15 protein-coding genes are annotated in these 21,367 nt (G+C 40.3%); 10 read left to right on the top strand and 5 right to left on the bottom strand.

The annotated features are described in order from the left end of the window. Nucleotides 1-118: 118 nt before the first annotated feature. Nucleotides 119-1,774: a winged helix-turn-helix domain-containing protein gene (locus ABMY35_RS13825; RefSeq protein ID WP_349286733.1), complete on the top strand. Its 1,656-nt coding sequence runs from the start codon at nucleotides 119-121 to the stop codon at nucleotides 1,772-1,774. Between the two features lie 43 nt (nucleotides 1,775-1,817). Here the strand turns inward: ABMY35_RS13825 and ABMY35_RS13820 are convergent, their stop codons facing one another. Both ABMY35_RS13820 and ABMY35_RS13815 read right to left on the bottom strand, forming a co-directional pair. Then, nucleotides 1,818-3,116, bottom strand: coding sequence for a hypothetical protein (locus ABMY35_RS13820; protein ID WP_349286732.1), 1,299 nt, complete (start codon nucleotides 3,114-3,116; stop codon nucleotides 1,818-1,820). Nucleotides 3,117-3,199: 83 nt separating this feature from the next. Continuing rightward, the gene (locus ABMY35_RS13815; RefSeq protein ID WP_349286731.1) at nucleotides 3,200-3,460 is read right to left on the bottom strand and encodes a Rho-binding antiterminator; all 261 of its coding nucleotides are present in this window, start codon (nucleotides 3,458-3,460) and stop codon (nucleotides 3,200-3,202) included. Between the two features lie 88 nt (nucleotides 3,461-3,548). On the opposite strand from ABMY35_RS13815, the gene ABMY35_RS13810 reads away from it, so the two are divergent. The 4 genes from ABMY35_RS13810 to ABMY35_RS13795 are packed head-to-tail and all read left to right on the top strand — an operon-like array spanning nucleotide 3,549 to nucleotide 8,119. After that, nucleotides 3,549-4,913: a DASH family cryptochrome gene (locus tag ABMY35_RS13810; RefSeq protein WP_349286730.1), complete on the top strand. Its 1,365-nt coding sequence runs from the start codon at nucleotides 3,549-3,551 to the stop codon at nucleotides 4,911-4,913. A 3-nt stretch (nucleotides 4,914-4,916) separates the two neighbouring features. Beyond that, nucleotides 4,917-6,380: a deoxyribodipyrimidine photo-lyase gene (locus ABMY35_RS13805; RefSeq protein WP_349286729.1), complete on the top strand. Its 1,464-nt coding sequence runs from the start codon at nucleotides 4,917-4,919 to the stop codon at nucleotides 6,378-6,380. An 18-nt stretch (nucleotides 6,381-6,398) separates the two neighbouring features. Further along, nucleotides 6,399-6,551, top strand: coding sequence for a DUF2256 domain-containing protein (locus tag ABMY35_RS13800; RefSeq protein ID WP_130256784.1), 153 nt, complete (start codon nucleotides 6,399-6,401; stop codon nucleotides 6,549-6,551). Continuing rightward, complete coding sequence (locus tag ABMY35_RS13795) at nucleotides 6,548-8,119, top strand: cryptochrome/photolyase family protein (RefSeq protein ID WP_349286728.1); 1,572 nt, start codon at nucleotides 6,548-6,550, stop codon at nucleotides 8,117-8,119. The genes ABMY35_RS13800 and ABMY35_RS13795 overlap by 4 nt, the downstream gene beginning before the upstream one ends. Nucleotides 8,120-8,152: 33 nt before the next feature. On the opposite strand, the gene ABMY35_RS13790 is transcribed toward ABMY35_RS13795, so the two are convergent. Next, complete coding sequence (locus ABMY35_RS13790; RefSeq protein WP_349286727.1) at nucleotides 8,153-9,049, bottom strand: response regulator; 897 nt, start codon at nucleotides 9,047-9,049, stop codon at nucleotides 8,153-8,155. 212 nt (nucleotides 9,050-9,261) lie between these two features. On the opposite strand from ABMY35_RS13790, the gene ABMY35_RS13785 reads away from it, so the two are divergent. Beyond that, nucleotides 9,262-9,936 (top strand): chromosome partitioning protein ParA, encoded by a 675-nt coding sequence (locus ABMY35_RS13785; protein WP_349286726.1) that lies wholly within the window; start codon nucleotides 9,262-9,264, stop codon nucleotides 9,934-9,936. Nucleotides 9,937-10,005: 69 nt separating this feature from the next. Next, nucleotides 10,006-11,370 carry a hypothetical protein gene (locus tag ABMY35_RS13780; protein WP_349286725.1) on the top strand — a complete coding sequence of 455 codons (1,365 nt, stop codon included), beginning with the start codon at nucleotides 10,006-10,008 and terminating at the stop codon, nucleotides 11,368-11,370. 66 nt (nucleotides 11,371-11,436) lie between these two features. On the opposite strand, the gene ABMY35_RS13775 is transcribed toward ABMY35_RS13780, so the two are convergent. Continuing rightward, nucleotides 11,437-13,044: an ATP-binding protein gene (locus ABMY35_RS13775; RefSeq protein ID WP_349286724.1), complete on the bottom strand. Its 1,608-nt coding sequence runs from the start codon at nucleotides 13,042-13,044 to the stop codon at nucleotides 11,437-11,439. Nucleotides 13,045-13,303: 259 nt separating this feature from the next. On the opposite strand from ABMY35_RS13775, the gene ABMY35_RS13770 reads away from it, so the two are divergent. The 3 genes from ABMY35_RS13770 to ABMY35_RS13760 all read left to right on the top strand — a co-directional run bounded on the left by ABMY35_RS13770 (nucleotide 13,304) and on the right by ABMY35_RS13760 (nucleotide 19,982). Further along, nucleotides 13,304-14,743 (top strand): basic secretory protein-like protein, encoded by a 1,440-nt coding sequence (locus ABMY35_RS13770; protein ID WP_349286723.1) that lies wholly within the window; start codon nucleotides 13,304-13,306, stop codon nucleotides 14,741-14,743. A 298-nt stretch (nucleotides 14,744-15,041) separates the two neighbouring features. Continuing rightward, nucleotides 15,042-17,873 carry a TonB-dependent receptor gene (locus ABMY35_RS13765; protein ID WP_349286722.1) on the top strand — a complete coding sequence of 944 codons (2,832 nt, stop codon included), beginning with the start codon at nucleotides 15,042-15,044 and terminating at the stop codon, nucleotides 17,871-17,873. Between the two features lie 21 nt (nucleotides 17,874-17,894). Beyond that, complete coding sequence (locus ABMY35_RS13760) at nucleotides 17,895-19,982, top strand: basic secretory protein-like protein (protein WP_349286721.1); 2,088 nt, start codon at nucleotides 17,895-17,897, stop codon at nucleotides 19,980-19,982. Between the two features lie 113 nt (nucleotides 19,983-20,095). Here ABMY35_RS13760 and ABMY35_RS13755 read toward each other — a convergent pair whose 3' ends face one another. Then, complete coding sequence (locus ABMY35_RS13755) at nucleotides 20,096-21,178, bottom strand: energy transducer TonB (RefSeq protein ID WP_349286720.1); 1,083 nt, start codon at nucleotides 21,176-21,178, stop codon at nucleotides 20,096-20,098. Between the last annotated feature and the right edge of the window lie 189 nt (nucleotides 21,179-21,367).

Below are 21,367 nucleotides of genomic sequence, written 5' to 3'. Positions count from 1 at the left end.
ATACTTTAACTTTACTAGCAAGTTTATGAACATTTTCCCAACCTCATAAACTTGCTACTTTTTAGTTGATATAGCAGACTACTAAAAAGAATAACTAAATATAATGCCATAGAATGTCATGCGATTTCAGATAGACGACAAAGTGTTAGATACAGTAACAGGGATAGTAAGCAGCGTTGATTCTGAACATTCTATTCGTGCAAAAACCTTGCAAGTTCTTAATTATCTTATTGAGCATAAAAGCGATATTGTTAGCAAGCAGGCAGTCATAAACGCCGTTTGGGATGATGTTGTTGTTCAAGACCAAGTTCTGACACAGTCGATTAAAGAGATCCGAGACTTACTCGGTGCTAATGTAATAAAAACCTATTCTCGTAAAGGCTATCAGTGGGTTGCGCCTTTATTACCTGAATCAATACAGTCAGAGCCAATTCAGTCTATTAATCCACAAGCGAGAATTAAAACTCGGCCAGTCATAGATAAAAGCAAAGTGTGGATTGGCGCGTCAATCGCCGTTTTTCTGTTGCTTATGATTGTGTTTGTGTTTTTATTTATTCGTTCAGAGCCGCCTCTAAAAGTGGCGTTTTTACCTGTGAAGAATGATGTGCAAGACAGCGTTCACAATTGGGTGCCACTGCGTGGTCAAGAGCAACTCACGCTTGGTTTAAGTCAGTCAACTCAATTAACAGTCATTGACAGCGATCATGTACTTTTCGCGATAGAAAGGCTGAACGCCGAGCAGCGCAGAGCTTATCAAAGAGGGGCGCTTTATCCCATTCAAGAGAAGTTAGAAGCTGATCTAATCGTTGCCACTCGTTTAACAGGCTTCCCTGAAGATTTCCAACTGCATTATCAATTACAAACTCCATTTGGTGTGGAGCAAGGTATTGAGTTCGCATCCTCTGTTGATGACGCGTTCAATCAATTAGTGAGCAAAATAGCAATTCGCTTCGATGAATATCAGCCCTCAGGTAATGATAAAAGCATCAGCCAATTTAGTAATGAAGCGTTTGCTAGAGGTGTTGCTAAATATTTAGAGCAAGATTTCGTTGCTGCAAAACCTTTATTGCAAACAGCATTAAGTACAGAGCCTGATTTATTGGCGGCCAAACGTTATTTGGCTGCGAGCTATGCAAACTCAGGGCAAATTACAGAGGCGATAGCGCTGCTAAAAGACAGTATTAATCTGGCTCAAACTCAAGGAGAGCAAGGTAGAGAGTTATTGCGCGCTTATTTAATGATTGGATATTTGCAAATAAATTGGCCACAGCAAACCGACAGAGAAAACGAATTGCTCAGTGCTGAGCAGTATGTTGAACAAGCGAAACAATTGGCTGAGCAGCAAAACGATGAGTTATTTATTGCGTATTCTCATGAAGAGCTTGGCAAAATCAAGCGTTTACAAGGTGAGTTTAGCGACTCTGCACACCATCTCACTGCGGCACTGCAATATCATAAGCAGTTTCAAGGCGATTATGGTCAAACTGCGGCATTAATTGAATTAGCAAAGGTATCAAATGCGCAGCAAAATCATGCGCTTGTTGAGCAATATTTACAACAAGCATTTGAAATCGCGACCCATTCGCAAGCACCTGCAAACCAGATTTGGGTATTATTAGCTAGGGCTGATATTGCAAGAAGTCAGTTATTGCAAAGCAAAGCAGAACAGTTTGCGAATAAGGCAAAGGTTATCGCCAATCACAGTGATAACCCTATGCTAATAGCGCGAGTTGATGCGTGGTTTAACAATGCGACTGTTTATACGGTTAACTAAGCTTCTCAAGATGAGTTCAAAGTCGTTAACCTGAACACCATCATTAATACTCATTTATCCTGTTAAGGTATTCTTCTAGCTCATCTTTGTAAGGCGAAGCGTTTACGATCCTTTTAGCCTTGCTTGGGTCTTGTTGATGAATAGCATAAATGGCGGATTGTAATACTGATATCTTGCGCTGTTCTTCATTGACTCTATCAAGGTGTTCAAGCACAAAATCTGGGTTTTCGTAGCTGGCCCTATGTAATAACTCTTCGACTGCAAAGTCAGTATCACTTCTATTTAAACTATCAACCCAGTCCAATGCAGCTTGCGGATCACGTGCGGCAAAACTGGTTGCGGCTTCAGAAATTGCTTTTGATTGCTGTTGCTCATTAAATTGCTTGATATACCAATCTGAAGCTTCAAGTGGACTTGATTCTGCCCAACGATTTAATGCGTGTCTTAAAAGCGGTTCGGTTTTTTGCTCTTCGCTAAGCATATTGACCCAGGCAGCAGCATCATGAGGAGCTTTACTAAACCATTCTCCAGCAATTTCAGTTCGCCCCATTTTACTTTCTTTATCTGCGCCTAAGGCGTTGAGCAAATTTCTAAACTCTTCTGAGTCATTAATGCTTCTTGAGATTAAAGATAATGAAGGTGCACTCACTTTATTCTGTTGTGACAACTCCGTAATTTTTGAAATTGCTAAGGCTTTGTCATAACTATATAAGCCACTAAGTACTGCAGTAGACACCATGTTTTCGGTGCCAAAACCTTTCAGGTTTGATTGGCTAAAATCTTGAGCCATGTACCAATCATAGGCGTCGAGCGGTGAGTTGTTAGTCCAGACTGACAAAACTGACCAAGCATAACTCCATTTAAATTCTTCTGGAACACTTAAATTTAATGCTATATCAAGTGCTGCAATAGGTGCTTGCTCAGCAAGCACTTCAAGTGTAACCCCAAGGGCTCTTGACGCGGCCGCGTTGGGTAAAAGGTTGAGTAAGTCTTGGGCTTTTTGCTGTAATTGATAAGCATCTAACTGACTTAGTTGCAGGTATAGAGGTGCCAGTGACTTATTTGTAATAGTCAAATAGTTAGAGTCTTGATAATTATTTAGAAAGCCCTCTAATACATCAAGAGTGTGCTGCTCGTTTTTTGAAGATAACGAACTAGGAATATGTATCGTGGACTTTGTAAGGTCTGTTTTTTGCTGTGTATTACTTTTCTCAGTAACCTGCGCTTTTACTTTGGCCGTTGGTTGATTTGCATACTTGGGTTGGTTGTCTTTAACAAAGTAACCGGCTGCGAAAGAAATACAACAGGCAAACAAACTAATAATAATTGTTCTAGATGACATAGCATTCCTTCATAATAATCATTACACCCAAGTAACCCGTTATCTTAAGAAAATTTGGGTATTCAGTTTAGTACCTAAAACCTTTATGTAATCTTAACCTGAAAATTATGTGCAGATGTAGGATTATTATGTGCATGTAAGTGTTTAATTTCAGTAAGCGGGATTGTGTATAGTGCATTGTTTACCCTCATCTGTAAGCACTCTTGCTTTTCCTGATTTAAGATAATATCTGACGCTTCGCCAGATATTATCTTTTCTGAGTGCAGTGTGATGGTGATCTGACTTTTCCTCATACAGACAATCTCAAAGTAATCATGCACATCGCAGCTAATTGTAGTTTTCATTGTTTGTCCTAATTTCGTTTTGATAGTGAACTTATGAGTTGAACTAAACGTAATTAAAATAGGTGCATATTTCTATTGGATAAATAATTTGCTAAAGATAAACACGCTATATTGGTTCACTCACGATTTAAGGTTACAAGATAATCTATTGCTGAATAATGTGTGTGATTTTTCAGATGAAATGTCGTTTGTTTATGTACTTAATGAGTCAGATTTCAAAGCGAACAACTTTCAGCAACGAGCAATGGGCAAACGGCGTCTCGTTTTTACTTTGCAAGCAATCTCAAATTTGGCACTTCAACTAGCCGCCAGAGGGCAAAACTTAATACTTCTCAAAGGCAACCCTGTTACTGCTATAAGCAATTTATGTGAGAAGCTACAAGTTAATACCTTAGCCGTAGCGCATCAAGTTGGTGTGTATGAAAGGCAATGGCTCAAAGAGGTTGAGCAGAACACCTCCGTTAGGCTGCATAGTGCTTGGCAACACACTCTTTGGCATGACACTGAGGTTTTAAGCCATCCGGCCTACCTTGATAGCTTTTCAAAGTATCGCCGTTTTGTCGAAAAACAAAAAATTTCTGAGATTGCCGAGCCCTTAAAACTGAATGAGCTGTTTCCACCAGCGACTAAAACTGCATTAGATTTTATGAGTACAGAGCAGGTGATTGGTGATATTTTACAAAGTGAAGGGCTAAGTGATGAAGACTTTACCGATTCACTATTTCAAGGTGGTGAGCATGCAGCTTCAGCACACTTAAAAAGTTACTTCGATTCAACTGCACCAAGTACTTATAAAGAAACTCGCAACGAACTCGATGGCTGGCAGCTGTCTACTAAATTTAGCCCTTATCTTGCGCAAGGCAGTTTGTCACCTCGTCAAGTGTGGCATGGGGTTGAGCAATATGAATCTAGTGTGACCAAGAATGAATCAACTTATTGGATTAAATTTGAGTTGTTATGGCGCGAGTATTTTCAATGGTTAGCGCTGTATCAAGGTGAAAGTCTGTTTTCATTTAAAGGGCAAGCGAATAGTAAGCCATTAACGAGCTTTTTCCCTGAACGATTTAAAAAATGGTGTGAAGGCGAGACCCCATACCCACTGGTCAATGCATGCATGAAGCAACTTAATCAGACTGGGTTTATGTCTAACCGAGGTAGACAAATCGTGGCTAGCTGTTTAGTAAACGAGCTCTGTCTTGATTGGCGTTATGGTGCGGCTTATTTTCAGCAACAATTACTCGATTATGATGTGGCATCTAACTGGGGCAATTGGCAGTACATTGCTGGTGTGGGTGCAGATCCCCGAGGTGGTCGTCACTTCAATATCGAAAAACAGCAAGCGCAATACGACCCCAACGATGTATTTATTAATCATTGGCTTGGTAAGCAAGATTTTCAACCGCTGGACTCGGTTGATGCCGCAGACTGGCCAGTTGATACACGTGCACAATAGTTTATGGCGATTTCAGTCGTTTGGTTAAAACGAGATTTACGGCTCACAGATCACGAGCCTTTACTTAAAGCCGCGCAGTCAGGTCATGCTGTTTTGTTGGTGTATTGCTTTGAGCCTATGCTGCTTGATGATCCGCATTATAAACCTCGGCACTGGCAGTTTATCTTGTCATCTTTAAAAGACATAGCTGCGCGACTACCCGAAGGGGCGCTCTATATCAGTTTTAAAGACGTGCAGCACACTTTTGCGGAGTTGCATGATAAATACAACATTGCCGGACTCTACTCTTATCAAGAAATAGGCTTAAACAACACTTTTGAGCGAGATAAATTTATTGCATCTTGCTGCGAAAATGCTTGCATTACTTGGCATGAAACCCCATATGGCGCCGTAATTAGAGGGCTAACACATCGTAAAACCTGGGACGAGTATTGGCAAAAAGTCATGCGTGCCCCAACTGCTGATGTTGACCTAGATGCAGTTAATTGGTGTGTTGAAAATGAATTTGCAGACAGTGTAAAAAAGTCGGCAATTGACGAGCACCCAGAATGGTTTTTAGAAGCAGGAGAATACCAACAAGGTGGTGAAAAAGCTGCCAAAGAGGTTTTGGATTCCTTTTTTGATACACGTGGCCAAGCTTATGCTTACAGTGTTTCGAGCCCGATATTGAGCCAAACTCATTGTTCTAGGCTCTCTCCCTATTTAGCGTGGGGAAATATCAGTTTAAGGCAAGCGTATCAGGCGGTGTTACAACACTGGCAAAAAAAAGGTTGGCGCAGAAGCCTAGTTGCTTTTACTTCTAGATTGCATTGGCACTGTCATTTTATCCAAAAATTCGAAAGTCAAAGTTCGATGGAATTTGAACCAGTTAACTTGGGCTATACACATTTACCGCGCGCAGATAAAGCACTCGCAGCCAAGCGCCTTATTGCGTGGCAACAAGGTAAAACGGGTGTGCCCATGGTTGATGCGTGCATGCGCTGTTTAATTGCAACCGGGTATATCAACTTTAGAATGCGGGCGATGTTAGTAAGTTTCTTATGCCATCATCTCGAAGTGGATTGGCGCGATGGTGCCCCTTATTTGGCCAGTCTTTTCTTAGATTTTGAACCGGGTATTCATTACAGCCAAATGCAGATGCAGGCTGGGGTAACGGGTTTTAATACCATACGTATTTATAGCCCAGTAAAGCAAGGTCTTGAAAAAGACCCCGACGGTGAGTTTGTAAAACGTTGGTTGCCTGAGCTTGCCAATATTCCCGCGCCACTCGTACATGAGCCTTGGCAGCTTTCGCCAATGGAGCAACTTATGTATGGCGTTGAGCTTGGCAAAAATTACCCTGACCCCATTGTTGATGTATCAAAAAGCTACAAAGCAGCCCAAGATTTATTGTGGAAGTGGCGCAAGCGCCCCGAAGTTCGTGCTCAAGTCGGTCATCTATTAGCCCGCCATGTCAGACCCGATTAGAAAAAAATGAAGAGTAATATGAAGAAAAGCCAATTACCTACCAAACTATGCCCAGTGTGTGAGCGACCTTTTACATGGCGTAAAAAGTGGCAGCGAGATTGGGAAAATGTGAAGTATTGCTCTAAACGCTGTGCGGGCAATAAAGGCAAACAAGATAAGGAGTTGGTATGAATAATCAGTATCAAACACTCAGATTAGTTTTAGGTGATCAACTCAATGCCAGTCACAGTTGGTATCAAGATAAAAACGATTCAGTATTGTATGTCATCGCCGAATTACATCAAGAAGCCACTTACACAGTGCATCACGTTCAAAAAGTACAGGCGTTTTTCGCTGCTATGCAAGGGTTTGCAGCAGGCTTAAAGCAAGCAGGGTTTCATGTTTTGCACCTAACCTTGGACGACACTGCAAAATTTAAAAGCTTGCCTGAGCTGTTATCGCATTTAATTCAAAAGTTCAGTATTCAGCAATTTGAATACCAGCTAGCTGATGAAGCGAGACTTCGTACTCAAATCAGCGAGTTTTGCCAAAGCCTAGAAATCCAAAACATGGGCTTTGAAGCTGAGCACTTTTATGTCAGTGACCAAGAACTAGGGCAATACTTTAAAGCTAACAAAAAACACAGGTTAGAGCACTTTTACCGAACGATGCGCGCACGTTTCGATATTTTAATGCAAAATGGCGAGCCTGAAGGTGGACAATGGAATTACGACAAAGACAATCGTGAAAAGCTTAAAAAACAAGATTTAAGCAATGTGCCGCAACCTCTGTTATTTGCCAATGATGTTACTGAGATAAATGAGCGTATTGCACGGCACAATATAAAGACTATGGGTAAAGGTGATAACACCTTACTCTGGCCCATAAACCGCAAGCAGTCTGTTGAGCTTCTGAACTTTTTTTGTGAAGTATGTTTGCCTAACTTTGGCCGCTTTCAAGATGCCATGACGGGCCAGCTTAGAGGATTAGGAGAAGACTTGGGTTGGAGCTTGTACCATAGCCGCATTTCATTTGCACTAAACAGTAAGATATTGTCGCCTAAGCAAGTTGTTGATACTGCGATCCATTACTATCAACAATCAAATGGTAAAATTAATTTGGCACAAATTGAAGGCTTTGTCAGGCAAATACTTGGTTGGAGAGAGTTCGTCAGAGGCGTTTACTGGGCAAATATGCCTAACTACGCAACATTGAATCACTTAGAAACAACGCGTGCGCTGCCTAGTTGGTTTTGGGATGCAAATACCAAAATGAATTGCCAGCACCATGCAATTAGCCAATCACTTGACTACGCCTATGCGCATCATATTCAGCGGTTAATGATCACAGGTAATTTCTGTTTGATTGCTGGTATTAACCCCGATGAAGTCGATGCCTGGTATTTGGGCGTGTATATCGATGCTATCGAATGGGTAGAAATGCCAAACACTCGTGGTATGAGCCAGTTTGCTGATGGGGGTATTGTCGGCTCTAAAGCCTATGCGGCCAGTGGAAACTATGTGAAAAAAATGAGTGACTACTGCTCTAGTTGTGCTTACAAAGTAACAGAAACAGTGGGTAATAACGCATGTCCATTAAATTCACTGTATTGGCACTTTATGCATCGAAACCAAGAAAAATTGGGCAACAATCCGCGTACAGCCATGGTATTTAAAAACTGGCTTAAGAAAACCGATGAGCAAAGGGCTGCTGTACTTAATCAAGCAGACACTTACTTAGAAAATATTAATAATATTTAATCCAAGTAATGGCTGATTGTGGGAGCAATGATATCAAACGCCCACAATCAACATTTTACCTTGCGCCATGCCCTCGCGTTCACAACTTAAGTCTATGCGGCTATTTAAGGGGTAGCTAAATATTTGCTCAAGGCGTGGATGTGGTTGAGAGATGATTTTACAACTTCTTACGTATAAACTCATGCGGCTCTGATTATCTAAAAATGCGTAAGCAGTTTTCTCTAATGCCTCTTTACAGGCGGATAAGATATCAGGGTGGACGTTGTTTTCATGTATTGCTTTAAGCGCTTCTTCTTTTTCTATATTCATACAGCTACTAGCTAATACACATACAGCGTAAATATCTAAAACCCCAATTACTCTAATTTTCTGATTTCCACGTTCTGCATAAATAACCATAACGCTGGGAACTTTGGACTCATCGAAGTATTGCGCTCGAATGGGGTTCAAAGTAAGGCATTCGCTAATGTTCTTTTGCATTAATTTTTCTAATTGTTCGGTCTTGGGCAGTGGCAAGCCTTCTTTTAAAGGTACCGACTGCTCTACATCAAGCTCAATTTGTTCGAGCTTTTCAATAATAGGCTGTAGTTGAGTATGTAATTGTTCGTCAGTAAACGGCTTAGATAAAAAGAAATTACAACCAGCTGTTCTTGCTTGTATTATCTTTTCTTTTTCATCAATTGTAGAAATAATTCCGACAGGAAGCTCAGGTCTTAATAAGCGGATTTCTTCTAATAAAACGAGGCCAGTTTGTTCTGGCATATACCAATCAGTGAGAACAATGTGAGGGTGCCAATCGACTAACTCAGCTCTTGCCTTTTCAACACTCTCAACACATCGAATAAAAAGCTTACGGTACTCATAGTTCATTAGAGCGCGTTTAATAATTTCTCTTGTGGCTAAGCTATCATCGACAATTAGTACTTTCACATCTAACCCTAAAAAAATTAACTTTAATGAGTATAGGCAGAATTTCTCATTAAAACTAAACTTATATCATTAATAACAGAGAGGTTATGTGTGTGGATACTCTTTTTCCTCTAGAGGCCTATCAATATGTAGCGCTCAACTTTGGCTTACTTATTTTAGCTACGTGGTTTTATATTTTGTTATTGATCCTACGCGAGTTTAGGAAATTCGCTGTGTCAATAACAGGAAAGGGGCGTTCAAACGAGGACCATGAGGCCGTTATTGCTCTTTGCCGAGAATCAGTTCAACGAGCTAGTCAATTTTCTGAGCAGCATGGCAAAACATTATCAGAGTTAGTACAGGTACAGGTTGGTTTAGAGCAGCAACTTGCTCAAATACGTTCTTCTACTGCTGACCATATAACGAAAGAAGAACAAGCGTCTATTAATGAGTTAAATAAAAAGTTGAGCCGCTCTCATAAGCTTATCCGCAAATTAAAGGGTGATTTAGATGTTACGGCTAAAAAGCTTAATGTTGCTAAAACAGAGCTAGAAATAAAAACCTCTTCTTTTGAAGACTTACAGAGTAGTAATCAAAAGCTACAAAATGAGGTGGTTGCACTTCGAGCACAAAAGGAAGAGTGGATCAGCGAGCCCATGGCACCAGCCAGTCAAAATGAATCTGAAATGGCCACTATGTTGAACAATTATAAACGCCAGATCAACGAACAAAACCAGCTGATAGAGCAGTTATCACTGCAAACTAGTGGAGAAGTTGATCCTGCTGAAGTTGCAGAACTGCAAAACGAGCTAGAGCAAGCTAAAACTAAGATAAAGCATTTAAATAAAGAGAAGAAATTTATAGAAGGTCGGTATTTAGATGCGGTTAAAGCTAATAAACCTGGCTAGATTTTAATATATAAAGCAATAGGTTGTGCTAAAATTAAGGGGTGTAGTAGTAAAGGGGATTTTTAATCAATGACTAAAACCAAATTAAGCCCTGATGAAAGTTTATCTTTTAAACTTGTTACTCAACTATTCCCCAAAGAAGCCAGCCAGCTAGATTTATACTTTTCTATCCCCACTGAAATGGGCATTAATAGCGACACTTTTAACGAAGTTGATTTTTTTAACGCCCATATTAAAACGCACTGTGCTTATTATTCGGAGCAACTCCATTTACCTCTGGTCAGAAGCCGATACATAAGTCAAAAAAAAGGGGAAAAAAGCGATTACAGAGTCAATTTAAATCTTTTCTCGTATCAAATTCGCATTGCACTCGATGCAGATATAAAAGCCACCTTAAAACTTAAACAAGCCGATGAGTTTTACCCTGTCGCCAGTGAGCTGGTTGAACAAGCTAAAAAGCTATTAAAGAAATTACGTCGTTACAAGCCACCAGAGCAAACGTTAAAGCCTTATTTTCAGAATGCTGATAACTATCTAAGTTGGCACAGTGAGCAGGCATTTTTAAAACTCTTAGCAAAAGGCCCTAAATCAAGTGAATTTAGCAGTGAAAGAAATGAAATTTTGGCGTTTTGTAAAGAAGAAACCGCTTACAGAGAAAAGCACAATTACAATTCACAAGTGACACTTGAAGATCCAAACCGGATCACCAATAAAATGCGGTTATTACAGCGATTGATTGAACATGGGGTGGTGTTCAATAAGAAGACGCAAGATTTAAACTTAAATCTGAAACGTTTAGTTCGTGGTTTAGTAACAGGGGTGATCATGGCCTTTGTGATGTATTTGGTTTTAAATGCACGTTCAAATTTTCAAGAAATCACCATCGCCTTGATTGCTTTATTAGGTGTCATTTATGGCCTGCGTGAAACCTTTAAAGACGAAATCACCCAATGGGCTTGGCGAAAAATTCAACATGGTCGGCCTAAGTGGCGAAATATTTTTAAAAATTCGGTGGATGAAAAAGTTGTAGCGCGACAAACCGTGTGGTTCGAATTAATTAAAAGTAAAGAGCTCCCTGAAGATGTCGACGCCTTATTTCAAAAGCGCCGTCAGCAAAACAAGCAATCAGCAACTCTTCTGCACTTTTGCAGTAAAAACGAGGTTAAACAGCAAGAGTTTATTCCTGGCTACGAAGAGATTCAGCAGCGAATTACTTTTAATTTAAGCTCATTTGCCCGTTATTTAAAAAAAGGCGCGGGTAAACTTTATAGCCATGAAGGCAATAAAGTATCAGGGCAAGGAGTTGAGCGTCGTTATCAGATAAATCTAGTTTTAAAATACACCACAAACAGAGAAGACTCGGTCAAGCAGTTAGAGCGTTACAAAGTGACTATGAATCGTTCAGAAATCGTTGCAATAGAAAAAATAAATTAAATTCTAGCGAATACAAATTGTCAGTTTATTACAACCACACAAGTTGTGGTGATTCATCCATTGTTTTTATAAGGTGAGCTGAGAAGATACAAGCTCATTTAAAACGCCGATTAAGTCTGACTTTTTATAGGGTTTTGTAATAACCGAATCAAAAAGTGAACTTAGCTCTTTTTCTTGAAAAATATCAGCGGTGACAGCAACTTTGGGTTGTTTACATTGCAAGTCTTTTAGCTTTTCTAATGCTTGTAATCCAGACATTCCTGGTAAATTAATATCAAGTAAGAAAATATCAAATGTGTTTAGACTAGACATTTCAAAGAGTGCCTCAGCGGTTTCGAAAATCGTATGTTGGATACCAAGTTGCTGTAACATCGCCTTAATTAACATCTGGTTAAGCGGGTTGTCTTCGACAACACAAATATGAATTTTTTCAAAATTCTTTGCTTCAACAGGTACAACTTCAGAGCTCTGTTCGCATTCGTCAACAGGCAGTGATATTGAAACTAAGGTGCCTTTACCAAAAGTACTCGATAACTGAATTTTGCCTTTCATTAGTTCGACTAACCCTTTAGAAATGCATAGACCCAAACCCGTACCTTCTTTTCTTTGCATACCGACTTGTTTGAATTTATCAAACAGTAGGACTTGGTCTGATTTACTAATACCTACGCCTTGATCAGCAACTTCTATGTGTAATTTATCTTTATTTAAATAGAAGCGAACATTAATCTGCTTTGTTTGTGGCGTGAATTTAATGGCATTGCCAATAATATTTACAATGACTTGCGTTAATTTTGTTTTGTCAATATTAAAAAAGCGCGAAGTAAGGGCACCATCAATATCGTAATTAAGTTCTACCTCTCCCTGCTGTGCTTTACTTCCCATCATATTCATAATGCTTTGAAATAGCTTATCCAGGCTTACTGGTTGCGGTTTTAGTTCCATCTTTCCCGCATCAATTTTTTCTAAGTTGAGCACCGAGTTGACTATTTCTAGTAACTGATGACTACTAAACTCGATGTTTTGTATATATTCAAATTGCTCTTTTGGTAGAGCTCTTATATCGGCAGACTCTTTTAAAACTTCGCTAAAACCTGTAATGGCATTGAGTGGAGTACGAAGCTCATGGCTTATTGTTGATAAGAACTCGTCTTTTGCACGGTTTGAATCTTTCAATTGTTTTACTTTTAGCCGAAGCTCTAGTTGAGCGATGACTTGCTTAGCCAGTGTTTGAAGTGCTAAACGCTGCTCGTTCGTCAATTTTTGTGGTTCATCACTGATTGCGCAAAGTGTGCCTATTGCTTCGCCATTTGGAGCACATAAAGGAGCGCCAGCATAGAAGCGAATTTTAGGGCCGTCGGTCACTAAAGGATTATCAAAAAAACGCTCGTCATTTCGTGCATCTTCAATTTCGAAAATGTGTTCCTCTAAGATTGCATGTGAGCAAAATGCTATTTCCCGGCTGGTCTCATCTGCATCAAGGCCAACCTTTGACTTAAACCACTGTCGATTGTTATCAACCAGACTGACCAATGAAATCGGTGTATTACAAATGACAGATGCCAATTTAGTAATATCGTCAAAACACTGTTCAGCTTCTGTATCAAGCACTTTATACCTTTCTAAGGTTCTTAAGCGCAGATTTTCATTTACGGCAAGTGGGGCACTTTTCATATTTAGTTTCCATGCAATAAAAGCTCTCAATTAACATTAGCATCAAGCTTCAGATGCGGCAAAGCTGTTTCTAATTATGAAAAAATCTTGATGTGAGTTCGAGATAGATATTGATAAGATTTTCAGAAGTTTAGATGTTCTAAAAGCGGTATGTGTTATTAGGAAATTATAAAAAGTGTGTGTTTTTAACGCAAAACACTTGCTTTTGTGGAACGTTCCAATATCGTGTGTCTTATTTAGAAACTTAAAGAATGTGATTATGTTTAAAAAAAATAACTTGATAATGCTTTTAGCTGCAGTGTGTTCGCAGGCAGTACTCGCAAAAGATATTGTCCTTTACGATGTTACAGATAAGGAGTCATTTACTGTACAGGCACAACATCCTGCGTTTGTAGAAAACGAATCCGTTGAACAATTATTTGATAGTTCAATTCACAGTAAATTTTTGTCTGATAAATCGCAAACTTGGGTGCAAATTGACTTTAAGGACGCGTTTCAAATTCATCAATATTCTTTAACATCAGCAGGGGATGCTCCAGCTCGAGATCCTAAACATTGGCATGTAAAAGGCTCTGTTGATGGTAAAAATTGGTTTCTCTTAGACACCCAAACAGAGCAAAGTTTTGATTCAAGAGCACAAACCAAAACTTACACCGTTGCAAATAGCCAGCAAGCGAAACACGTACGCTTTGAGTTAAAACAACAGGGAACAACGCAATGGGGTGATAGTTATTTGCAAGTAGCCGATATAGGCTTGTTTGCTGCCACCGACCTTCCTTTAGCGTCATTTGAATTTGATAAGCGCATTGTTAGACTTAATGAAGAAATCACCATTACAAACACCAGTGATAATGATCCTGATGATGTCGAATGGATAATACCTGGCGCAAAAATTAAGCATGTGGGCAATGACGTAAAAGCACGCTTTACTAAGCCGGGTAGCTATTCGGTTACGTTAAAGACTAAAAACAGCACCGGCACAGACAGTATCACACAAAAAAATGTCATTAAAGCCATGGATATTCATCGTCCATGGGCTGGTCTACAGTTACCTAAAGTAGTGGTCAAGCTTGAAGACACTGAATCTGCGGGGGCAAAAAGACTAATTAAATTGCTGCCAAATATCGAACAAGCGATTAATGAAGTCACCCGTGACTTAGTGCCTATGCTGTATAAAAATTTCACCGAAGTACCTGAATTTGAGCAGGTTACATTCAGACTAAAATGGATGGATACGCTCGCTTACCGAGCGGGTGATTATTCAAATATGGAAATCGCATTCAGCAGTAAATACATCACCGAACGACTAGCCAATAAACCAGATGAACAGGTCACTTACGAGTTGCTTGGTGTGCTTTGGCATGAGCTGACCCATGGCTATCAGTTATTCCCACAATCAGCAACGGGCACTCCAGAAGAGACCCATGCGTTTATTGAAGGGGTTGCAGATTTAATTCGAATTAATGCAGGCTTTCACAAGACACGAAGCCCAGAACCTTCAGATACTTGGCTAGGTGGATACACAAATACCGGCTTCTTTTTATCTTGGTTGAGTAAACGGTATGAAGCGTTTGAGCATCAATTTAATGCAACGGCGACAGAGTTACCGGATTGGACTTTTGCCGCTGCCATTGAATATGTAACTGGCGAAAAAGTAGAAAAGCTTTGGCAAGAATACCAAGCTGAACTTACTAAATAATAAATCTCTCCTTATTGAAATGGTCATTATCGCTTCCTCTCAAGTGATGATGACCATTCTTTATATTTGAATATGTATTCAAAATATCCATTTAGTATTAACACTTCAATATTAGTTAAATAACTTGTAATAGATAGTTACAATTAGATGAACTTTTATCTCCTAAATTGTTGACAATGATTAAATGATGCGCAATTATTGGAACGTTCCATACTGTTGTGAGTTTGTCGATTTTCACTTCAGTATTTTTTTAATTCAAAAGTGGAACGTTCCATAAAAATAAATCTTAGAGGCTAAGATGAATAACAACAAAATTTTAATGCTATCGCCGTTGGCACTGGCCGTGTCTTTGTCGATATCTGCTTCTGCAACTGCAGCAGAGCAAAATCAGGTCGAAGAAAAAGTTGAACGTATTGAAGTAACGTCTTCACGTATTAAGCGTACTGAACTTGAGGGTGTTACAAATATTCAAACTATTACATCTGCAGATATGGTTAGAAGTGGTTTCACTAATGTTTATGAAGCGTTAAGTAGTGTGACTGCGGCTAATGGCCAGATCTTAGGTGAAGTTGAAACGGGTTCTTACACGCCGGGTGCCAAAGAGCTAAAGTTGCGAGGCTTAGGCCCTGAGTACACGCTGATCCTAGTAAACGGAAAGCGTTTAGCCTACTACCCAATGCCTTACGGCGGTCAAACTAACTTTGTTAACCTTGATATGATCCCAACAGCCATGGTTGAACGCATTGATATTCAAACCGGTGGTGCATCAGCGATTTATGGTTCAGATGCGATGGCGGGTGTTGTTAATATCATCACGAAAAAAGGCATAGATTCTCATTATGTTGATGCCTATTATGGTCAAGATACTTATGGAACGGGCGCTAAAAAAGGCTTAACTTTTGTTGGTGGTTTCCAACAAGACGAGTTCACATTCGACTATGCACTAGAGTATAAACATACTGATCCTTTGCTATCAGGTGACAGACCTTACCATGATAGTGTGTGGGACAACCCAGATCCAAAAGCACACCACGAAACAAACCGTTCAATCACGGTTTGGGCTGACAATACCGAGTATAAAAACCAGTATTCTGCTCAGTACTGTAACTCTGAGCAAAACCCGCATCCACGTGCTGTACAGCATTTTATTGAGCGAAATAGTTATGGTGCAAGCTGTGGTTGGGATGAAACCAGCGATAAGTTACTTCGAAATCAGTCAGAAGCATTCAGTGTTTACATCAACTCAGAATATCACTTAAACGATCAGCACAGCTTATTTGCGAATGGCTTCTATATCGATCAAGAGAAAAAAGGCCGTCGTAACACTTTCTTCTGGGGTCATCATGAGTCAATTCATGGCGGTACATTCTGGGATCCAGATATCGAAAACCAAGAAGGTACACTGGGTGCACCGGTTAAATACATGTGGCGAGTGGTTGCTGATGAAGAATATACCGAAGATGGCTTAGGTCGTACGTATAACGATACGTCACTGTCTTTCAATGTGGGTATTAAAGGTGAGATTGGCGATTATTACTATTCAGTAGGTTATAGCCGTGCAAACTATGACTTCAATGACCGCTATTTACATCATACCAACGAGGGCAACCGTTTATTGAAGGGTCAACAATACGGTGAAGTAAATGGCATGCCTGTTTATCGTCCTAACTATGAAATGTGGTTTGCGCCGTTAACACCAGACACAGCAATGCAAATTGCCGATTGGGCAACGTACGACGGTAACTCGTTCAATAACACGTTTACAGCCGATATCACAGGCGACTTATTTGAATTACCTGCTGGGGCCGTTTCTTTTGCCGCTTATGTTGAAGCGATGAATGAAGGTACACGTGCAACGCCAGATGCGCGTATTTTAAATAAAGAGTTTGTGGGATTAACTGGTGTTATTACCGAAGGTGAACGTGACCGTTATGCTGCTGCAATGGAGTTTTTAATTCCAATTACAGAGCAATTTGATGTAGAAGCGGCTGTTCGTTACGACCATTATGACGACATTACTGATGTAGGCGGTGCGCCAACTTATCAGCTTGGTTTTACCTACACACCAGTTGAATCTTTAGTACTTCGTTCTGCTTATAGCACGACATTCCGCGGCCCGAGTATGTCTTCGGTTTATCAAGGCTTCTCAGGAAACTTTGGCTCTGGCAACGACCGTATTACCGCCGATGCGTGTGCAGTACTTGCTGCCCAAGGCGAGGTGTCAGGCTATGTAACTGATGCGCTAACAGCGACCTGTGAAAACGTCGATTTATCGAACCCACAATTGGCTTCATTACAAGCGAGCTTCGAAACGGTATCTGCGGGCGATCCGACTTTGAAAGAAGAAACTGGCCACTCGTTTACAGCAGGTTTTGTGTATGAATATTCAGAGAATCTTTCGTTTAACGTTGATTTTTATGACATCGTTATTAAAGACAAAATCAAAGTACTGAGCGCAGGCAGCATTCTTCATACTATGTGGGAGTGTAACGAAGGCATTCAAGATCCAAACTCTCAACTGTGTAAAAACACTGCCGCCCGTATTCAACGCTATGATGAAAATGGTAAAGGTACAGATCGCTTAGGCAACCCAATCTCGGGTGATGCCTATACGCCACACTCAGTGCGTCAAGGTTATATCAATGCCTCAGAAACTCAAGACGGCGGTATTGATTTAGGCGTGCGTGGTTTATTTGATACTGAATTTGGAACGTTCCGTTATAAGTTTGAATACAACAAAGTATTAAAGAAGAAAGAACGTATTGAAGCGGCTGATCCACTTAAAGATATATTAGACGATCAGAACAATTACGACTTCAACGATACCGCAAGCTTTAGTTTAACTTGGCAAAAAGAAGATACTTCGATCTCACTATTGAGCCTTTATAAAGGCGAAATGTGGAACTTAGCGCCATATGGCGAGCGTCAAAAGCTACCGGCTTGGTACCGTCATAACCTAACTTTTGGCCAATTCATTGGTGACAACACCCGCTTGATTTTCTCTGTGAAGAATCTACTCAATGCAATGCCACCGCAAGACGAAACCATGGGTAACTATCCGTTCTATTTGGGCGGTAACTACGACAGCATTGGTCGTGAGTTTGTATTGCGCATGACTTACGAGTTCTAACAAGAATAATAAGGAACGAACATGAATAAATTTACTTTATCAGCACTGGCATTGTCGGTTTCGGCGATTCTGGTTGGTTGTAATGATGGCTCAGGTTTTACCTCGACACAAACCGAAGCAGAGCAGAGCACGCAAGTGACGGAAGCTGCGGGGTCAAGTGCACTTCGCAATATGTCACAAGATAAAGGTGCAGAAATCGAAGCTGTATTGGCCGAAGGGGTAACGTCTCCTGATGGTGAGCAGGTCGGCAATTTAATTGACGGTAATCACAGCAGCAAATTCTTGGCCTTTGATAAAAAAGCCACTGTGATCTTTAAAGCGGCGAAAGCGACTGCTTTGCAAAAATACCACTTTGTTTCGGCAAACGATGAGCCTAAACGTGACCCTAAGAACTGGGTTGTATATGGCTCAAACGACAAGCAGGAATGGGTTGAAATCGATTCTCGTGCTAATGAAGCGTTTACTGGTCGTGCTGAGTTAAAAGCGTACGAACTTGAAGGTGAGCAAGCAGCTTATCAGTACTTTAAATTCGACTTGGAGCACGGTGGCACAGACAGCTATGGTGCTGATATTACTCAGCTTGCAGAGCTTGAATTAATCGTGATTGCAGAAGCGCCTATCGTGTCGTTTGGCGCGTCTAACTTAACGCCTGAAGTGGGCGAGCTTGTGGTATTTGAAGATACCTCACTAGTTAACCCAACAAGTTGGCAATGGACGTTTGAAGGCGGCACGCCTGCAACCAGCACTGAGCGTAAACCGCTTGTTCGTTTTAACGAACTGGGCGCGAAAACTGTGACTTTAGTTGCTAAGAACGACAAGGGTGAATCTGAGCTAGTTAAAACTGACTTCATTCGCGTTTGGGATCCAGCCAGCCCTTGGGCAGGTTTCCCACAGCCTACAGTGACATTCTCTAAGAATAAACCTGAGCATCCAGGTCAAGCGGTACTTGAGCGAGTTATGCCTGACTTAGAAGCAGAAATTCACCGAATTTCTGAGTTGATCGCTAAGCGTTTATTCAACAATGTCACCGAAATTAACGTATTTGAATCTGTTGAATTTATAACTGATGAGTATGACTTCCCAGCGGCGAAAGGTGGTACAGATAAAAACATGCAATTGATGTTTGATCTTAACCATATTGCTAATCAAGAAGGCAAAGGCGACCAAGCTATTCGTGACGAGATAATCGGTGTACTTTGGCATGAGCTGACCCATGGTTACCAAAATGTGCCAAATACAGGTGATTACATTGAAGGCACTGACCATCATACTTATCTTGAAGCGATGGCGAATTTTATTCGCATCGAAGCGGGTTTCTATGAGCATGCGCGAGCAAATATTGATTGGTTAGATGACATCAATAAAGATGCGTATAACCAGACCTCATTCTTCTTGGAGTGGGTAGTAAACACGAACCGAAATATCGATTTTATGAATGAGCTAAATGCAGCTGCAAAGGCATTACCTGAATGGTCGTTTGATGCCGCATTTAAGCATATTTTTGGTGATAATAGAGGCCTCGAAGTGATTGTTGGCGAATACCAAACTTACCTCAAATCACTTGGTAAAGTACCACCTTATCCGACACCAGTTGTAGGCTTTAATAATGCCGTACAGTTTGATGGTGTAACGGTGACGACCAATGCAAGCCATATTGGTATTTGGGGTGAGGGTCCAGAAGCCCTAGCTGATAACGATATTCGTAAGAAGTTTAATGCGGTTGTCGAAGCACCTTGGTGGGTACCTGAGTATCTTCCTGATATTTTACCGATAAATGAAGTTGAAGCAGTGAATGCTGATTTTGTGTTACCACAATCGGTTAATGTAGCGAAATACTCTATTGCCACTGCTGGTGACAACGAAATTCGCTTCCCAACGGGCTGGCAAGTATTTGGTTCAAACGATGGCGATACATGGACACTAATCGATGAGCAATCATTTACGGCCTTACCAGAACTGGTGACCACTTACACCTACGAACTTGAAAAGCCAGTTGATGTGCAACACGTTCGTTTCTCATTTAAGAATGAGCGTCAAGGAGAGGGGATTGGCGGTGACAACGGTAGATTAGTGCAAATCGGTGAAATCGCGATTTGGACACAAGATTAATATTTTCCCTAGATTATTAATGTGAGAGTCAAAGCAGGCCATTCGGCCTGCTTTTTTTGGTTTGATATTTTGCTAGGCAATATGCGCAAAAAGTAGATACAGCAATTAAAGGTTTAACCTCTACTAATTACATAATCTAACTGTACTGTTGAAACCGCTTCTACAGGTTTGCCATCTTCAAATTTTGGAGCGTAACGCCACTGTTCAAGCGCTTCAATAGAAGCTTTTATAAAGCCTTTTTCAGAAGAGTCAATTACTTCTATGTCTTTAACAAACCCTGACTTACTAACGGTAAATTGCAGTTGTACCCAACCGCTTTTCATCTTACGAGCCATATTTTTTGGGTACTGCGGATTTGCTCTATAGAGTGGCTCTTGTTCTTGCGAGTCTTTCCAAGGCACCATTTTCGCTATGGCTAAACAATGTTTGGTGGCTTTGTCACTTTGACGCGTTTTTTCGTAAAGGTTAACCAACTTTGAATGGGCAGATAGTTCAAAAGGATGGTCGAAGTCGAGATTAGAATCAAACACATTAACAATATGCTCTAAGCGTTCAATTGCAGCACTTTTTCTATTTCTTGCTTCATCTAAAGCAGCAACCCAGATATCTGTTGAAAGACGTTGAACTGAGGTTTCAGGTAAATGAGCCTTATTTATCTCATCAGTTTTACGTATCAACTTTTTAGCTTTACCTACTGTTCTACTATTTTTTGCTGCAAGTTTGGCTGCTTCTAAATATGCAACCGAAGCAAATTCATAGTCTTGTTTGGCTTCAGCTTGTTCTGCAATGTCTTCTAAGCTATTGAGTGATTCTCGACGATTTTCTTTAAAGTTTAACTTTGCAAGTGGTAGGGTAATATTAAAAACAACATCAAGCTTGTCGGTATGATGCTCTTTGGTAATCTTGAGTATTTCTTCAAGTAAGACCTTTTTATCAGGGTTGCTGTTACCCATTGATGTTGCGTAGTTAATTGCAAGATTGATGGTGTTAATATCGTGCTGACCGTAAAGTTCTTTACCAATGTCATAGGCTTTTTGAGCTGTGCTTTCGAGTGCTTTTTTATCCCCTAATTGAACAGCTGCTTTGTAAGCTTGGTAATGCTTATTAAATTCTGAGTTTAAATTTGAGTTAGATGCAAAGCTTTCTGAAGTTGTTAGTAAGGAGAAAATAGCAAAAGCAATTAGTGTCTTGTTCATTATTATTATTATTCCTATGTTTTATATTTCCTAAATTGCGTTTTCATAATAGCTTTGTCCCTGATGGGGTTCAAGTTTAACTATGGCTGTATATTTCAGCTTTAAAAGGCTGAATTTTAATAGTATCTTCCTACTTGCGGCTGCACAGCGCTATTTATTTAGCAAATTTAATCAATAATTATTAATTAC

The organism is Pseudoalteromonas sp. BZB3 (assembly GCF_040104455.1).
Taxonomy (GTDB): Bacteria; Pseudomonadota; Gammaproteobacteria; order Enterobacterales; family Alteromonadaceae; genus Pseudoalteromonas.
The sequence above is the reverse complement of the archived record's forward strand: the minus strand, read 5'-3'. Positions and strand labels throughout refer to the sequence as shown.